This is a genomic window from Caballeronia mineralivorans PML1(12) (assembly GCF_001028175.1).
GTDB lineage: Bacteria > Pseudomonadota > Gammaproteobacteria > Burkholderiales > Burkholderiaceae > Caballeronia > Caballeronia mineralivorans.
The window spans coordinates 21,381-34,258 of the sequence record NZ_AEJF01000057.1; the positions used below are offsets into that span (position 1 = coordinate 21,381).

Annotated in this window: 10 protein-coding genes; 7 read left to right on the forward strand and 3 right to left on the reverse strand. The window is 60.7% G+C overall.

Translation table 11 applies throughout. The annotated features are described in order from the left end of the window. Positions 1-11: 11 nt before the first annotated feature. Entirely contained in the window at positions 12-1,517 is a 1,506-nt protein-coding gene (locus EOS_RS06940; RefSeq protein WP_047845871.1) for an MDR family MFS transporter, read from the reverse strand. 73 nt (positions 1,518-1,590) lie between these two features. On the opposite strand from EOS_RS06940, the gene EOS_RS06945 reads away from it, so the two are divergent. The 3 genes from EOS_RS06945 (at position 1,591) to EOS_RS06955 (ending at position 4,911) form a co-directional block, all read left to right on the forward strand. Beyond that, positions 1,591-2,280 (forward strand): TetR/AcrR family transcriptional regulator, encoded by a 690-nt coding sequence (locus EOS_RS06945; RefSeq protein WP_047845872.1) that lies wholly within the window; start codon positions 1,591-1,593, stop codon positions 2,278-2,280. Positions 2,281-2,481: 201 nt separating this feature from the next. Further along, positions 2,482-3,900, forward strand: coding sequence for an MFS transporter (locus EOS_RS06950; protein ID WP_047845873.1), 1,419 nt, complete (start codon positions 2,482-2,484; stop codon positions 3,898-3,900). Between the two features lie 117 nt (positions 3,901-4,017). Continuing rightward, on the forward strand, positions 4,018-4,911 hold the full coding sequence (locus EOS_RS06955; protein WP_047845874.1) for an aminomethyltransferase: 894 nt from the start codon (positions 4,018-4,020) through the stop codon (positions 4,909-4,911). 116 nt (positions 4,912-5,027) lie between these two features. On the opposite strand, the gene EOS_RS06960 is transcribed toward EOS_RS06955, so the two are convergent. Then, positions 5,028-5,750, reverse strand: coding sequence for a TetR/AcrR family transcriptional regulator (locus EOS_RS06960; RefSeq protein WP_047845875.1), 723 nt, complete (start codon positions 5,748-5,750; stop codon positions 5,028-5,030). A 190-nt stretch (positions 5,751-5,940) separates the two neighbouring features. Between EOS_RS06960 and EOS_RS06965 the strand changes: the two genes are divergently transcribed. The 3 genes from EOS_RS06965 (at position 5,941) to EOS_RS06975 (ending at position 10,891) form a co-directional block, all read left to right on the forward strand. Continuing rightward, entirely contained in the window at positions 5,941-7,122 is a 1,182-nt protein-coding gene (locus EOS_RS06965) for an isovaleryl-CoA dehydrogenase (RefSeq protein ID WP_047845876.1), read from the forward strand. A 16-nt stretch (positions 7,123-7,138) separates the two neighbouring features. Further along, complete coding sequence (locus tag EOS_RS06970) at positions 7,139-8,746, forward strand: carboxyl transferase domain-containing protein (RefSeq protein ID WP_047845877.1); 1,608 nt, start codon at positions 7,139-7,141, stop codon at positions 8,744-8,746. A 123-nt stretch (positions 8,747-8,869) separates the two neighbouring features. Further along, complete coding sequence (locus tag EOS_RS06975) at positions 8,870-10,891, forward strand: acetyl/propionyl/methylcrotonyl-CoA carboxylase subunit alpha (RefSeq protein ID WP_047845878.1); 2,022 nt, start codon at positions 8,870-8,872, stop codon at positions 10,889-10,891. A gap of 9 nt (positions 10,892-10,900) precedes the next feature. On the opposite strand, the gene EOS_RS06980 is transcribed toward EOS_RS06975, so the two are convergent. Next, on the reverse strand, positions 10,901-11,416 hold the full coding sequence (locus EOS_RS06980; protein ID WP_047845879.1) for an OmpA family protein: 516 nt from the start codon (positions 11,414-11,416) through the stop codon (positions 10,901-10,903). A 272-nt stretch (positions 11,417-11,688) separates the two neighbouring features. Here EOS_RS06980 and EOS_RS06985 point away from each other — a divergent pair, with 272 nt between their 5' ends. Then, complete coding sequence (locus EOS_RS06985; protein ID WP_047845880.1) at positions 11,689-12,762, forward strand: AI-2E family transporter; 1,074 nt, start codon at positions 11,689-11,691, stop codon at positions 12,760-12,762. Positions 12,763-12,878 lie beyond the last annotated feature (116 nt).

Sequence of the window (12,878 nt, forward strand, 5' to 3'; positions counted from 1 at the left end):
TCCCATCGCCCTTACTTGCTGCGAAGCGGCTGGTCCTGCATGAACCAGGACAACGCGAAGGCAAGCAGCACGACCGCACCGGCTACAAGAAATACGACGTGCATCGATCCCGCGAACGCATTGAGATAGGTATCGCGAAAGGCGGCAGGAAGATGCTGGACCATCGTCGGCCCCATCGATCGCGGTAACTCCGCACCCAGCGGCATGGCGTCTGCCAAGCGCGAATGCAAGCCGTTCGTGAAGATTGCGCCGAATGTGGCGACCCCCACCGAACCGCCGATCGAACGGAACAGCGTCGCGCCGGACGTTGTCACGCCGATGTTCTTGAACGGCACCGCATTCTGCACGGCGAGCACAAGCACCTGCATGACCATGCCGAGTCCCAGTCCGAGTAGCAGCATGTACAGGTACATGGTGTGAAGCGGGGTGGCCAGTTGCAGTGTGGACAGCATGAACATGCCACAGGCCACGAGCGCGGTGCCGAAGATCGGGAACCAGCGGTATTTCCCAATCTTGCTGATCACGCGGCCGCTGATGATGGAGGTGGAGAGTATGCCGGCCATCATCGGCAGGATCTGCAGGCCGGCTTGCGACGGTGTCGAACTCTTTGCCACCTGCAGGTAGAGCGGCAGGAACGTGATCGCGCCGAACAGCGAAAATCCGATGATGAAACCGATCAGTCCGCTCAGGACAAAAGTGCGCTCCTTGAAAAGCTCAAGCGGCATAATCGGTTCATCGGCGAGACGTTCCTCGTAGATAAAACCGCCCAGCGTAATGAAGCCGAGCGCGAGCGTGAACCAAAGCTGCGGCGAACTCCACGGCAGCAGCGTGCCACCCTGGCTGGTAAAAAGAATGATACAAGTGAGCGATGCAGCTAAAAACGCGGCGCCCATGTAATCGATTTTATGCTTCACATGCGCCACGTGCGGCTTGAACACCAGCCCGATCACGACCAGCGCGAGCACGCCGAGCGGCACGTTGATATAGAAAATCCAGCGCCACGAGAGATGTTCGACAATAAACCCGCCCAGCAACGGTCCGACCACGGTCGCGAGTCCGAACACACCGCCGAACAAGCCCTGATAGCGGCCGCGTTCGGCGGGCGGAATCACGTCGGCAATGGCAGCCATGGTCACGACCATCAGGCCGCCGCCGCCGAGCCCCTGCAACGCACGCAGTACGATCAACTGGGTCATGTCCTGCGCGACGCCGCACAGGATCGAACCGGCAAGAAAGATGAGGATTGACGCCTGAATGACGATTTTGCGGCCGAACAGATCGCCGAATTTGCCGTACAGCGGCACCACGATAGTCGATGTCAGCAAGTACGACGTCACGACCCACGACAGGCTTTCAAGCCCGCCAAGCTCTCCGACTATGGTTGGTAGCGCCGTCGAGACGATGGTCTGGTCGAGCGCGCCGAGCAGCATGACGAGCAGCAGCGCCGTGAAAAGCAGCCGGATTGGAGGTCGCTCTTCGATGGCGGGAAACGCGACAGAGGGTTGCAGGGATTCCATTCAGCCGCCCGGTGGGTTAAATTAATGTTGGAGTTAATATTAGGCGACGCCGTTCACGGGGTCAATTGCCACTATGACTAAAGATGTAACCGATCCTTCCGAACTATCCGTTCCCGCCGATTCGCCGAAGTCCGGCCGCCGGCCCGGGCGGCCAACCGGCACGCAACACGGCGAGCCGCGCGCGCTTTTGCTTGACGTCGCGCTGGTTTTGTTCGCGCGCCAGGGAATCATGGAGACCACACTCGGTGCGATTGCGCGCGAGGCGGGGGTCACGCCGGCTATGGTTCACTACTATTTCAAGACTCGCGACCAGTTGCTGGACGTGTTGATCGACGAGCGATTCGTGCCGTTGCGCGCCGAACTCGGCAGCTTGTTCGCCGATTCGGACGCGGAACCCGCGGACGCATTGCGCGCGTTCGCCGAAGGGCTTGTCGCCGTGGCGGAGCGGCTTCCGTGGTTCGCCACGCTGTGGGTTCGCGAAGTCATCAGCGAAGGGGGATTGCTGCGCCAGCGCATCGCTGCGCGTTTCGGCGATGCCAACCGGAAGGCGGCAATCGCACGCATCACGCAATGGCAGAAGGATGGCAAGCTCAATCCCCACCTGGAACCGTCGCTGCTGTTCGCGTCGCTGTTCGGCTTGACGGTCTTGCCGATGGCGGTGACTTACAAATGGGCTGAGGAGAACGGCGACTGTGCGCCCAAACGCGACCAGATCGCACGGCACGCAGTGGCGTTGCTGATGCACGGCATCGGACCGGCGTGAGCGCTGCTGGCGGCAGCCGCCCGGAACATCGCGCGTAAGCCGGCACTGGGACGGGCGCCGTTGCGCTGAAGAGAAAATTCCGGCGCCTGCAACAAATTGAGACAGACGCCGTTAAAATGCGCGCCGGGCAATCTGCACGGACGCTCGCCCGAAGAGGCGCGTCGCCGGCGCGAAACCCGCCACGCCAAGGAGACATAATCGATGACAACCCGCCAGGACTTCGTTCAACCCGCATCCGGATTTGACCCTCTATCAGCGGGCACAATTTCCGCGCGGCTGGATCGCCTGCCGGCCACGCGTTCGATGTGGACACTCGTCGTCCTGCTGAGCCTCGGTTTTTTCTTCGAACTCTACGATCTGCTGTATTCCGGCTACGTGGCGCCAGGACTGGTCAAGAGCGGCATCCTCACGCCCACCACCGTCGGGCTGTTCGGCATGACGGGCGTGGCGAGTTTCATCGCGTCGTTGTTCCTCGGGTTGTTCATCGGCACGATCGCGTGCGGATTTCTCGCCGACCGTTTCGGGCGGCGCGCAATCTTCACGTACTCGCTGCTCTGGTACACCGCCGCGAACGTGGTCATGGCGTTCCAGGACACGGCCGGCGGCCTCAACTTCTGGCGCTTCACGGCGGGCCTGGGCATCGGCGTGGAGCTGGTGACGATCGGGACGTATATCTCCGAACTCGTGCCCAAGCACATTCGCGGCCGCGCGTTCGCGTGCGAGCAAGCGGTCGGTTTCATGGCGGTGCCGGTGGTCGCGTTCCTGTCCTACGCGCTGGTGCCGAACAAACCCTTCGGCTTCGATGGCTGGCGCTGGGTCGTCCTGATCGGCGCGCATGGCGCGTTGTTCGTGTGGTTCATCCGGCGGGCGTTGCCTGAAAGCCCGCGCTGGTTGGCGCAGAAAGGGCGGCTTGCGGAAGCGGACGCGGTGATGTCGGCGCTCGAAGCGAAGGTCGAGAAAGAATATGGCCGCAGGTTGCCGCCGCCCGCCGCGCCCGAACCGGTCAGCACACGCGGAACATTCCGCGACATGTGGGTCGCGCCCTACGGAAAACGCGCGACCATGATGATCATTTTCAACATCTTCCAGACGGTGGGTTTCTACGGTTTCGCCAACTGGGTGCCGACGCTTCTGATCCACCAGGGCATCACGATCACAACGAGCCTCATGTACTCGACGATCATCGCGATTGCCGCGCCGGTCGGACCGGTCATCGGCTTGTTCATCGCCGATAAATTCGAGCGCAAGAGCGTCATTGTCGTGATGGCGGGCTTGATCGTGGTGTGTGGACTCGTCTTCAGCCAGGTCTCGGGCGCGGCGCTACTGGTCACCATGGGCGTGGGCCTGACGCTCGCCAGCAACATCATGTCGTACAGCTTCCACGCGTATCAGACGGAGCTCTTCCCCACCAGCATCCGGGCGCGCGCGGTGGGTTTCGTGTATTCGTGGAGCCGCTTTTCGGCCATTTTCACGTCATTTTTCGTGGCGGGCGTGTTGAAGGCGTTTGGCACGACGGGCGTGTTTGTGTTCATCGCCGGCGCGATGGCGGTGGTGATGCTGGCGATTGGCTTGATGGGACCGAAGACGCGGGACCTGGCGCTCGAGCAAATTTCGCACTAAAGGCGATGTCGTCGCAATAGGGCGCTTTATGGCACGGTCGGCGGACCGGGTCATCACGGCAGAAGCGCGCGCGTTATGCCAGAATCCGCATAACGCGATTAACTCTCCCGTTACGTCATGTCCGACACGCTTACGCCTGCCGAGGCCGACCACGCCATGCGCAACTGGACCTATCGGTCCATCGGCCAAATCCAAATCGGGTCCGCACAACATAAGAAAATGTTCTGTGAGATGCTGCTCACGACCCATAACCCCTACAAGCCCGCGGTCATCGACTGGCCGGCGCTGGCGCCCGACGCGCTCAGGCGCATCACGTCGCTGCCTATCTGGGATATCGCGGTGCAGACCGAAGGTCGCGCGTCGATCCATGTGTCGACGTATGCAGCGAGCATTAAAGATCCGCTGCTGCGCGAAGCCATCACGATGAACGGCGGGGAAGAAGCGCGCCACAAGGTCGTGCTGTCGCGGCTGGTCGAGGCCTACGGCATCGAACTCGCGCCCGAGCCTCCGTATCCGCCGCCCAAGGATGCGATACGGGCGTGGATGATGACGGGCTATAGCGAATGCATTGATAGCTTCGTCGCCTTTGGGCTTTTCGAAGCCGCGCGGCAGACGGGTTATTTTCCAGAGGAACTGGTTGAAACCTTCGAGCCGGTGATCCAGGAAGAAGCGCGCCATATCCTGTTCTTTGCCAACTGGGTGGCCTGGTACCGGCGCAGTTTGCCGTGGTATCGGCTTCCCGGGTTCTTCATGAAGACGGGCCGTGTGTGGATAGCGCTGATTCGTGAGCGGGTAGCGCTTGCGCGCGGTTTCGATATCACCGGCGCCGCGCCGGATGCGAATTTCCCGGCGAACGTGGGTGAGTCGATCGGTGGTGGGATATCGGTGAGGGCGTTAATCGATTTGTGCCTGAAAGAAAACGAACGTCGGATGGCGGGTTACGATGCGCGTCTTTTACGGCCAACGACCGTACCCTGGCTCGCCCGGATCGCGCGGCGGTTTATAAAATAGCAACTAACTGTCTGCCGTTTTTGCGGGCGCAAATCGCTCGGGGTCGTGGTTTGCTTTAGTGAATCGGCTTGCAACTAACCGTCTGCCGCGCTCGCATCCGCGAACTGCGTTCGGCCTCATTTCTCCCGGCGTGCCGCTTCGAACCGCCGCGACGCTTCCTCCACGTCTTGTCTGAACTGCGCAAGCGCAGTCAGGCTGGCAGCGGGGGGCTGTAGCGCGGTCCATAACACCTCGATGAGTTCGTCGGCGGTCGTATCGATCTGAGCCTGACTCAGATGCCGCTTGGCGAGCGTCGCGTCCCACAACACATGTTCCATTGGCCCGAACACCAGCGAGCGCATCAGCCGTAGCGGCAAGTCCGCGCGCACCTGACCCACGCTCTGGCCGTGTGCGAGGACGTTCATTAGCGGCGCGGTATAGCGGCGCTGAAGGTCAGTCAGCGTATCGCTGAGATCATGATGTTTCGTGCGCCCCTCCGACAAAACCAGCGCGCACAAACCCGTCCCGTTCACCAGCATCAGCCGCAAATGCGTCCTGACGATAAACGCAAACTGCTGGCGCACGCTGCCGTCACGGGGCAGTCCGGATTCAAACGCATCGATGATCTCGTCATACCAATCCGCGATCACCCGCGCGCACAACTCCCGTTTGCCGCTGAAATAGCTGAACACGGTTGCCTCGGAGATCCCGGCGCGCTGGGCGATTTCCGCGCTCGTGGCGGCGTCGTAGCCTTTTTCGGCGAAGACGTCACGGCCGGCCTGAAGAATGTCCTTCACGCGCTGCTGCGACTTGACGCCGGCAGGCGTGCGGCGGTTTCCAGCGAAAGGAGTGGAGGACATAAGCGGGTCAGCCAGGGATTTTAATCAAATGTGAGCGTAGCTCAAATCCCTATTGACGGGAAGTGGCTTTCGGCGTGAAACTGCCGCTCATTATGGAAATTGGTGCGTGTGAGTGCGACTCATAATTTATCGGGTCTGCGAACACCGGCGCCAATGACATCGAGCCGATACCCCGAAGAAGGAGACCCGCATGAACGACGTACCCGGTCTGAATTTCGCCTTGGGCGAAGACATCGACATGTTGCGCGACTCGCTCGCGAATTTCGCGGCGAAGGAGATTGCGCCGCGCGCCGCTGAAATCGATAAAACCGATCAGTTCCCGATGGATCTCTGGAAGAAATTCGGCGATCTCGGCGTGCTCGGCATGACGGTCTCCGAGGAATACGGCGGCGCGAACATGGGCTACACCGCGCACATGGTCGCGATGGAGGAGATCTCGCGAGCGTCGGCATCGGTGGGGCTGTCATATGGCGCGCATTCCAACTTGTGCGTGAACCAGATTCATCGCAACGGCACCGAAGCGCAGAAGCGCAAATATCTGCCGGGGCTGGTCTCGGGCGAACACATTGGCGCGTTGGCGATGAGCGAGCCGAACGCGGGATCGGACGTGGTCAGCATGAAGCTTCGCGCCGATGAAAAGGGCGACCACTACGTGCTCAACGGCACGAAGATGTGGATCACCAACGGGCCGGATTGCGACACGCTCGTGGTGTATGCGAAGACGGATATCGAGGCGGCCGCGAAGGGGATCACAGCGTTTATCGTCGAGAAGGGCATGAGGGGTTTTTCGGTTGCGCAGAAGCTCGACAAGCTCGGCATGCGCGGATCGCACACCGGCGAGCTCGTGTTCGAGAACGTGGAAGTGCCGAAGGAAAACGTGCTCGGGCAGTTGAACGGCGGCGTGAAAGTTTTGATGAGCGGCCTCGATTACGAGCGCGCGGTGTTGGCCGGCGGCCCGACGGGCATCATGGTCGCGTGCATGGACGCGGTCGTGCCGTACATCCATGATCGCAAGCAGTTCGGTCAGGCGATCGGCGAGTTCCAGTTGATTCAAGGCAAGGTCGCCGATCTCTATACGACGTTGCAGGCGTGCCGCGCGTATCTCTACGCCGTAGGCCGTCAACTCGATACGCTCGGTGCAGGTCATGGCCGCCAGGTGCGCAAGGACTGCGCGGGCGTGATCCTGTACACGGCCGAAAAAGCGACGTGGATGGCCGGCGAGGCGATCCAGATTCTCGGCGGCAATGGTTACATCAACGAGTATCCGGTCGGCCGTCTGTGGCGCGATGCGAAGCTGTATGAAATCGGCGCGGGCACCAGCGAGATTCGCCGCATGTTGATCGGGCGGGAACTGTTCGCCGAAACGGCTTGAGCGAGCGACCATACCTATGCCGATCATCGAATCGAAACTGAATCCACGCAGCGACGAATTTCGCGCGAACGCGGCGGCGCTCGAAGCGCTCGTCGCGGATCTGAAAGAGAAGGTCGCGAAGATCGCGCTGGGCGGCGGACAAGCTGCCCGCGATAAACACGTGTCGCGCGGCAAACTGTTGCCGCGCGATCGCATCGCGCAATTGCTCGATCCGGGCACGCCGTTTCTCGAGCTGTCGCAGATGGCCGCGTATGGCATGTACAACGACGACGCACCCGGCGCCGGCTTGATTACGGGCATTGGCCGGATTGCGGGGCAGGAGTGCGTGATCGTCTGCAACGATGCAACCGTGAAGGGCGGCACATATTACCCGATAACGGTGAAGAAGCATCTGAGAGCGCAGGAAGTCGCGGAAGAGAACTGCTTGCCGTGCGTGTATCTCGTCGATTCCGGCGGCGCGAATCTGCCGAATCAGGACGACGTCTTCCCCGATCGCGATCACTTCGGCCGCATCTTCTACAACCAGGCGAACCTGTCGGCGAAGGGCATCGCGCAGATCGCCGTGGTGATGGGTTCATGTACAGCGGGCGGCGCGTACGTTCCGGCGATGAGCGATGAATCGATCATCGTGAAGAACCAGGGCACGATTTTCCTCGGCGGTCCGCCGTTGGTTAAAGCTGCAACCGGCGAAGAAGTCAGCGCTGAAGATCTCGGCGGCGGCGATGTACATACACGGCTGTCGGGCGTCGTCGATCATCTCGCGCAAAACGATGCGCATGCGCTAGGGATTGCACGGAGCATTGTCGGCAATCTGAATCGTGTGAGGCCTTCACCGCTGGCGCTGAAAGAACCGCTGCCGCCGCGTCACGATCCGCACAGTATCTACGGCGTGATTCCCGTCGATACCCGCAAGCCGTTCGATATCCGCGAAGTGATCGCGCGCATTGTCGACGATTCCGCTTTCGATGAGTTCAAAGCCCGTTACGGCACGACGCTCGTGTGCGGGTTTGCGCATATCTGGGGCCATCCGGTCGGCATCATCGCGAACAACGGCATTCTGTTTTCCGAGTCGGCGTTGAAGGGTACGCACTTTATCGAACTGTGCTGCCAGCGCAAGATCCCGCTCGTGTTCCTGCAGAACATTACTGGTTTCATGGTCGGGCGCAAGTACGAAAACGAAGGTATCGCGCGCAATGGCGCGAAGATGGTGACGGCGGTAGCAACAGCGAAGGTGCCGAAGTTCACGGTGATCATCGGCGGCTCGTTTGGTGCCGGCAATTACGGCATGTGCGGTCGTGCGTATTCGCCGCGATTCCTCTGGATGTGGCCGAACGCGCGCATCTCCGTGATGGGGGGCGAGCAGGCTGCTTCAGTGCTCGCGACCGTGCGTCGTGATGGCATCGAAGGGAAAGGCGGGTCGTGGTCGAAGGAAGAGGAAGAGACGTTCAAGTTGCCGATTCGTGAGCAATACGAGGTACAAGGCCATCCGTATTACGCAAGCGCGCGCCTGTGGGACGACGGCGTGATCGACCCGGCTCAGACCCGCGATGTGCTTGGGCTCGGGCTGGCGGCGTCGATGAATGCGCCTATCGAGGACACGCGTTTCGGCGTGTTCCGGATGTGACGGCAGGACTTGGCGCTTCAGCGCTTAGTCCTGCCCCATGCAGAGCGGACGGCAGGACTTGGCGCTTCAGCGCTTAGTCCTGCCCCATGCAGAGCTGACCTCCTCTTCCTTACAGGCTTCGTCATGTTCAACAAAATACTGATTGCGAATCGCGGCGAGATCGCGTGCCGCGTGGCCGCAACCTGCAAGCGGCTGGGTGTGGGCAGCGTGGCTGTCTACTCCGACGCCGACGCGAATGCGAAGCACGTAGCCGTCTGCGATGAAGCCGTGCACGTGGGCGGCGCGGCCGCATCGGAAAGTTATCTGCGGATCGAAAAGATCATTGATGCCGCGCTAAAAACCGGCGCGCAAGCCGTGCATCCGGGGTATGGATTCTTATCGGAGAACGAGGATTTTGCCCGGGCTTGCGAGAAGGTAGGGCTCGTGTTTATCGGACCGCCGGTTGAAGCCATCTCCGCGATGGGATCGAAGGCGGCGGCCAAGGCGCTGATGCAATCGGCGGCTGTACCGTTGGTGCCGGGATATCACGGAGATAGTCAGGAACCCGCGCTGTTGCAACAGGAAGCGGATGGCATCGGCTACCCCGTGTTGTTGAAAGCAAGCGCGGGCGGTGGAGGCAAGGGCATGCGCGTAGTCGAGAAAAGCGCGGATTTTGCTTCGGCGCTTTTGTCATGTAAGCGCGAGGCGGCCAGCAGCTTTGGCAATGATCGAGTGTTGATCGAAAAGTATCTGCTGCGCCCGCGTCACGTTGAAGTTCAAGTGTTCGCGGATCGACACAATAACGCCGTTTATCTCTTCGACCGCGATTGCTCGGTGCAGCGCCGTCATCAAAAGGTCTTGGAAGAAGCACCTGCGCCGGGTCTGTCGGATGAGGTGCGTAAAGCCATGGGCGAAGCCGCGGTCGCGGCCGCACGTGCCGTGAATTATGTCGGCGCCGGCACGGTCGAGTTCATCATGACCGGCGACGGCCAGTTCTACTTCATGGAGATGAACACGCGGCTTCAGGTCGAGCATCCGGTGACCGAAATGGTGACGGGTCTCGATCTGGTCGAGTGGCAATTACGTGTGGCAAGCGGCGAGCCGCTGCCGTTGTTGCAGGATCAGTTGAAGGTGAACGGCCACGCAATCGAAGCACGTATCTACGCGGAGAATCCATCGCGTGGATTCTTGCCATCGACGGGAACGCTGAAGCATTTGCGTTTGCCCGAAGCGGTCGAATTTCAGTTGAACGGTAACGTTCGCGTCGATAGCGGTGTGCGCGAAGGCGATACCATCACCCCGTTTTACGATCCGATGATCGCAAAGTTGATCGTACACGGCCGCGATCGTGACGATGCGCTGTTGCGTATGGCGCTTGCGTTGAAGCAATGCGAGGTGGTGGGTCCATCGACGAACATCGAGTTCCTGCATCGGATTGTTGTCAGCGAACCATTCTCGGCCGGCGATCTCGATACGGGCCTGATCGAACGTCATCACGACACGTTGTTCGCGCCATCGACGGTGCCAAAAACGCAGGCGCTCGCGTTGGCTTGCGCCGCGTTGCTCACGCGTGAAGGCGGCGAGGCGCATGGCGTGTCGCCGTGGGACGCGTTGTCGCACTGGCGCATGAGCGGCGGTTACACGCAGGCGTTGAACTGGCGTCTGGTCGGTTCGGACGATGAAATTCTCGCCGTTTTTACCCGTGATTCCACCTCAGGCCGCGCCGATAACAAACAACTTGAATTACTCGGCGAAACACTCACGTTCGACTGGTTGCATGGGGATGAACCGCATGCATTCGTCGTGCTGATTGGAGACAAGCGGATCAAGGGCCGCGTGTTTATAGACGGTGATGTGTTCCATGTGTTCTACGAGGGTGCATCGCTGGCTTTCGAATGGCAGAACCTGCTCGCTCATGCCGCCGATGCCGAACATGGCGAGGGCCGTCTGACCGCGCCGATGCCGGGCAAGGTGATCGCGGTGCTGGTCGAGTCGGGCTCGGTTGTCGAAAAGGGCGCGCCGCTGCTGGTCATGGAAGCCATGAAAATGGAGCACACGATTGTTGCGCCGGCCAGCGGCACGGTGGGCGAGATCCTGTTCAACGTAGGCGATCAGGTCACCGATGGCGCCCAGCTACTGGTGATGGACGTGCAGCCCGCGAAATGACGCCTCGCGTCATTTCGTCTTGAACTGTCCCAGCAGTGTTTCTTCCGTTTCCGTTTTCACGAGAATCTCCACGCGCCGGTTCAACGCACGCCCTTCGGGCGTGTCGTTGGTCGCGATCGGTTGCAAAAACGCGATCCCTTTTGTCTTGATGCGCGCAGCGGGAACGCCGCGTGCGACTAGCGCATCGCCCACGGCGTTTGCGCGCGCCGTGGACAGTGCCTGGTTGTAGTCGAACGGGCCGACGTTGTCTGTGTGTCCCTCGACCATGATCGGCCGCGTGCTGCGCTTGAGCAGCACGGCAGCACGATTGAGCACGGCGATGCTTTCCGGGCGCATGGAGGCTTCGTCGAAGTCGAACAGCGCCGATTCCTGAAGGCGCAGCTCCACGCCGTCCCGGACCGGATGGACGACGATGCCGACCTTCTGATTGAGCGCCTCTTCCTTCGACCGGTTCAGGCCGGATGCACAGCCGGCTAGCAAGACCGTGGTCGCGCACGCGTTGACGATGGTTTGAAAGGCTTTCACTGCATGTCTCTTGAACGGTTGCCGGGGCGAGGGAAACGATTATAGGGAACCGGAAACTGCCGAGTGTGAAATTAGAACAACACCCGGGAAATCCAGTTGAAAGCGCTGGTCTTGATTCTGGCCGATCCCGGCCCGACTTACAATGCAGCGCCGGCAGTCGGCTGGAAGACTCGAGTTAAGACGAGTTAAGGTTCGTTAAGACTCGATAAGAATCAGGTCACAATCGGGCTTTAGGGCTTTCACTTAAAGAACAAATAACGAGGACGTTCCCTATGATTTCACGCGATCAAACCTCTGCGGACGAAAAGGATCGCACGCGGCGTTTGCAACGAACCGCGTCGGGGTGTCTGTACGCAGTGCTTGTTGCCGTTGCGCTCTGGATGATCCGGGACTTCATTCCTGCGGTAGTGTGGGCGGCGGTCATCGCCATTGCGTTGTGGCCGTTGCTGACCTGGCTCGAACAACGACCGATGTTCAGGCAGCGCGGCATGTGGCTGGCGGTGGGCTTGACCGTGGTGATCGGGCTGGTGTTCGTGGTGCCGTTCGTCGTGGTCGCGGCGCAGGCGGGCAGCGAAGCCGCCGACCTGCTGCGCTGGTTCCACGAATTGCTGCGCACCGGCATTCCCGTGCCCGATCTCGTCAATCATTTGCCTATGGGGTCGAAGCAGATAGCGGCGTGGTGGCAGGAAAATCTTGCCACGCCGTTCGAGTCTTCACCGGCGGCGAAGAACCTTCATAGCGCGACGGTAGTGGCGATGACGCGGCACTTCGGCGTCCGCTTGGCGCATGGTCTGGTTGTGTTCGGCTTCATGCTCGTCACGCTGTTTTTTGTGTTCAAGGCGGGGTCGAAACTCGGCGAGCAGTTGCTTGAAGCCGCGAGGCGCGGGTTCGGTTCCGAAGGGGCGGCACTGGCCCGGCGCATGACCAATTCGGTTCGCAGCACGGTAACGGGGCTGGTGGTGGTGGGTCTGGGCGAGGGTGCGTTGCTTGGCGTAGCCTATCTTGTGACCGGCGTGCCGCATGCCACGTTGCTCGGCATGTTGACCGCGATCGCCGCAATGCTGCCGTTCTGCGCTCCGATCGTGTTCATCGGCGCGGCTCTGTGGCTGCTCTCCCAGGGCGCGACGGTGGCGGCGATCAGCGTGGCGGTGTTTGGATTTGTCGTGGTGTTCGTGGCCGAGCATTTCGTGCGGCCGGTGTTGATCGGCGGCGCCGCGAGATTGCCGTTCCTGCTGGTGCTGTTTGGGATTCTGGGTGGGGCGGAAACGTTTGGGTTGGTAGGGTTGTTTATCGGGCCGGCGTTGATGACGGTTCTGGTCGTGCTGTGGGATGATTGGGTGCATTGAGATAAGCGACGGGCACGCGTCGATCCAGGTAATGCATATGACAAGGCTGTTCCAGCTCGCGTTGGAACAGCCTTTCTTTCATCATCCGCTTGCGCGTCTTCCTTCAATGCTTCGTC

What these genes read in the sequence shown, in the direction of transcription:
- EOS_RS06975 (WP_047845878.1), top strand. Translation starts at nt 8,870, where the DNA reads ATGTTCAACAAAATACTGATTGCGAATCGCGGCGAGATCGCGTGCCGC.
- EOS_RS06970 (WP_047845877.1), top strand. Translation starts at nt 7,139, where the DNA reads ATGCCGATCATCGAATCGAAACTGAATCCACGCAGCGACGAATTTCGC.
- EOS_RS06960 (WP_047845875.1), bottom strand. Translation starts at nt 5,750, where the DNA reads ATGTCCTCCACTCCTTTCGCTGGAAACCGCCGCACGCCTGCCGGCGTC.
- EOS_RS06985 (WP_047845880.1), top strand. Translation starts at nt 11,689, where the DNA reads ATGATTTCACGCGATCAAACCTCTGCGGACGAAAAGGATCGCACGCGG.
- EOS_RS06965 (WP_047845876.1), top strand. Translation starts at nt 5,941, where the DNA reads ATGAACGACGTACCCGGTCTGAATTTCGCCTTGGGCGAAGACATCGAC.
- EOS_RS06950 (WP_047845873.1), top strand. Translation starts at nt 2,482, where the DNA reads ATGACAACCCGCCAGGACTTCGTTCAACCCGCATCCGGATTTGACCCT.
- EOS_RS06940 (WP_047845871.1), bottom strand. Translation starts at nt 1,517, where the DNA reads ATGGAATCCCTGCAACCCTCTGTCGCGTTTCCCGCCATCGAAGAGCGA.
- EOS_RS06945 (WP_047845872.1), top strand. Translation starts at nt 1,591, where the DNA reads ATGACTAAAGATGTAACCGATCCTTCCGAACTATCCGTTCCCGCCGAT.
- EOS_RS06955 (WP_047845874.1), top strand. Translation starts at nt 4,018, where the DNA reads ATGTCCGACACGCTTACGCCTGCCGAGGCCGACCACGCCATGCGCAAC.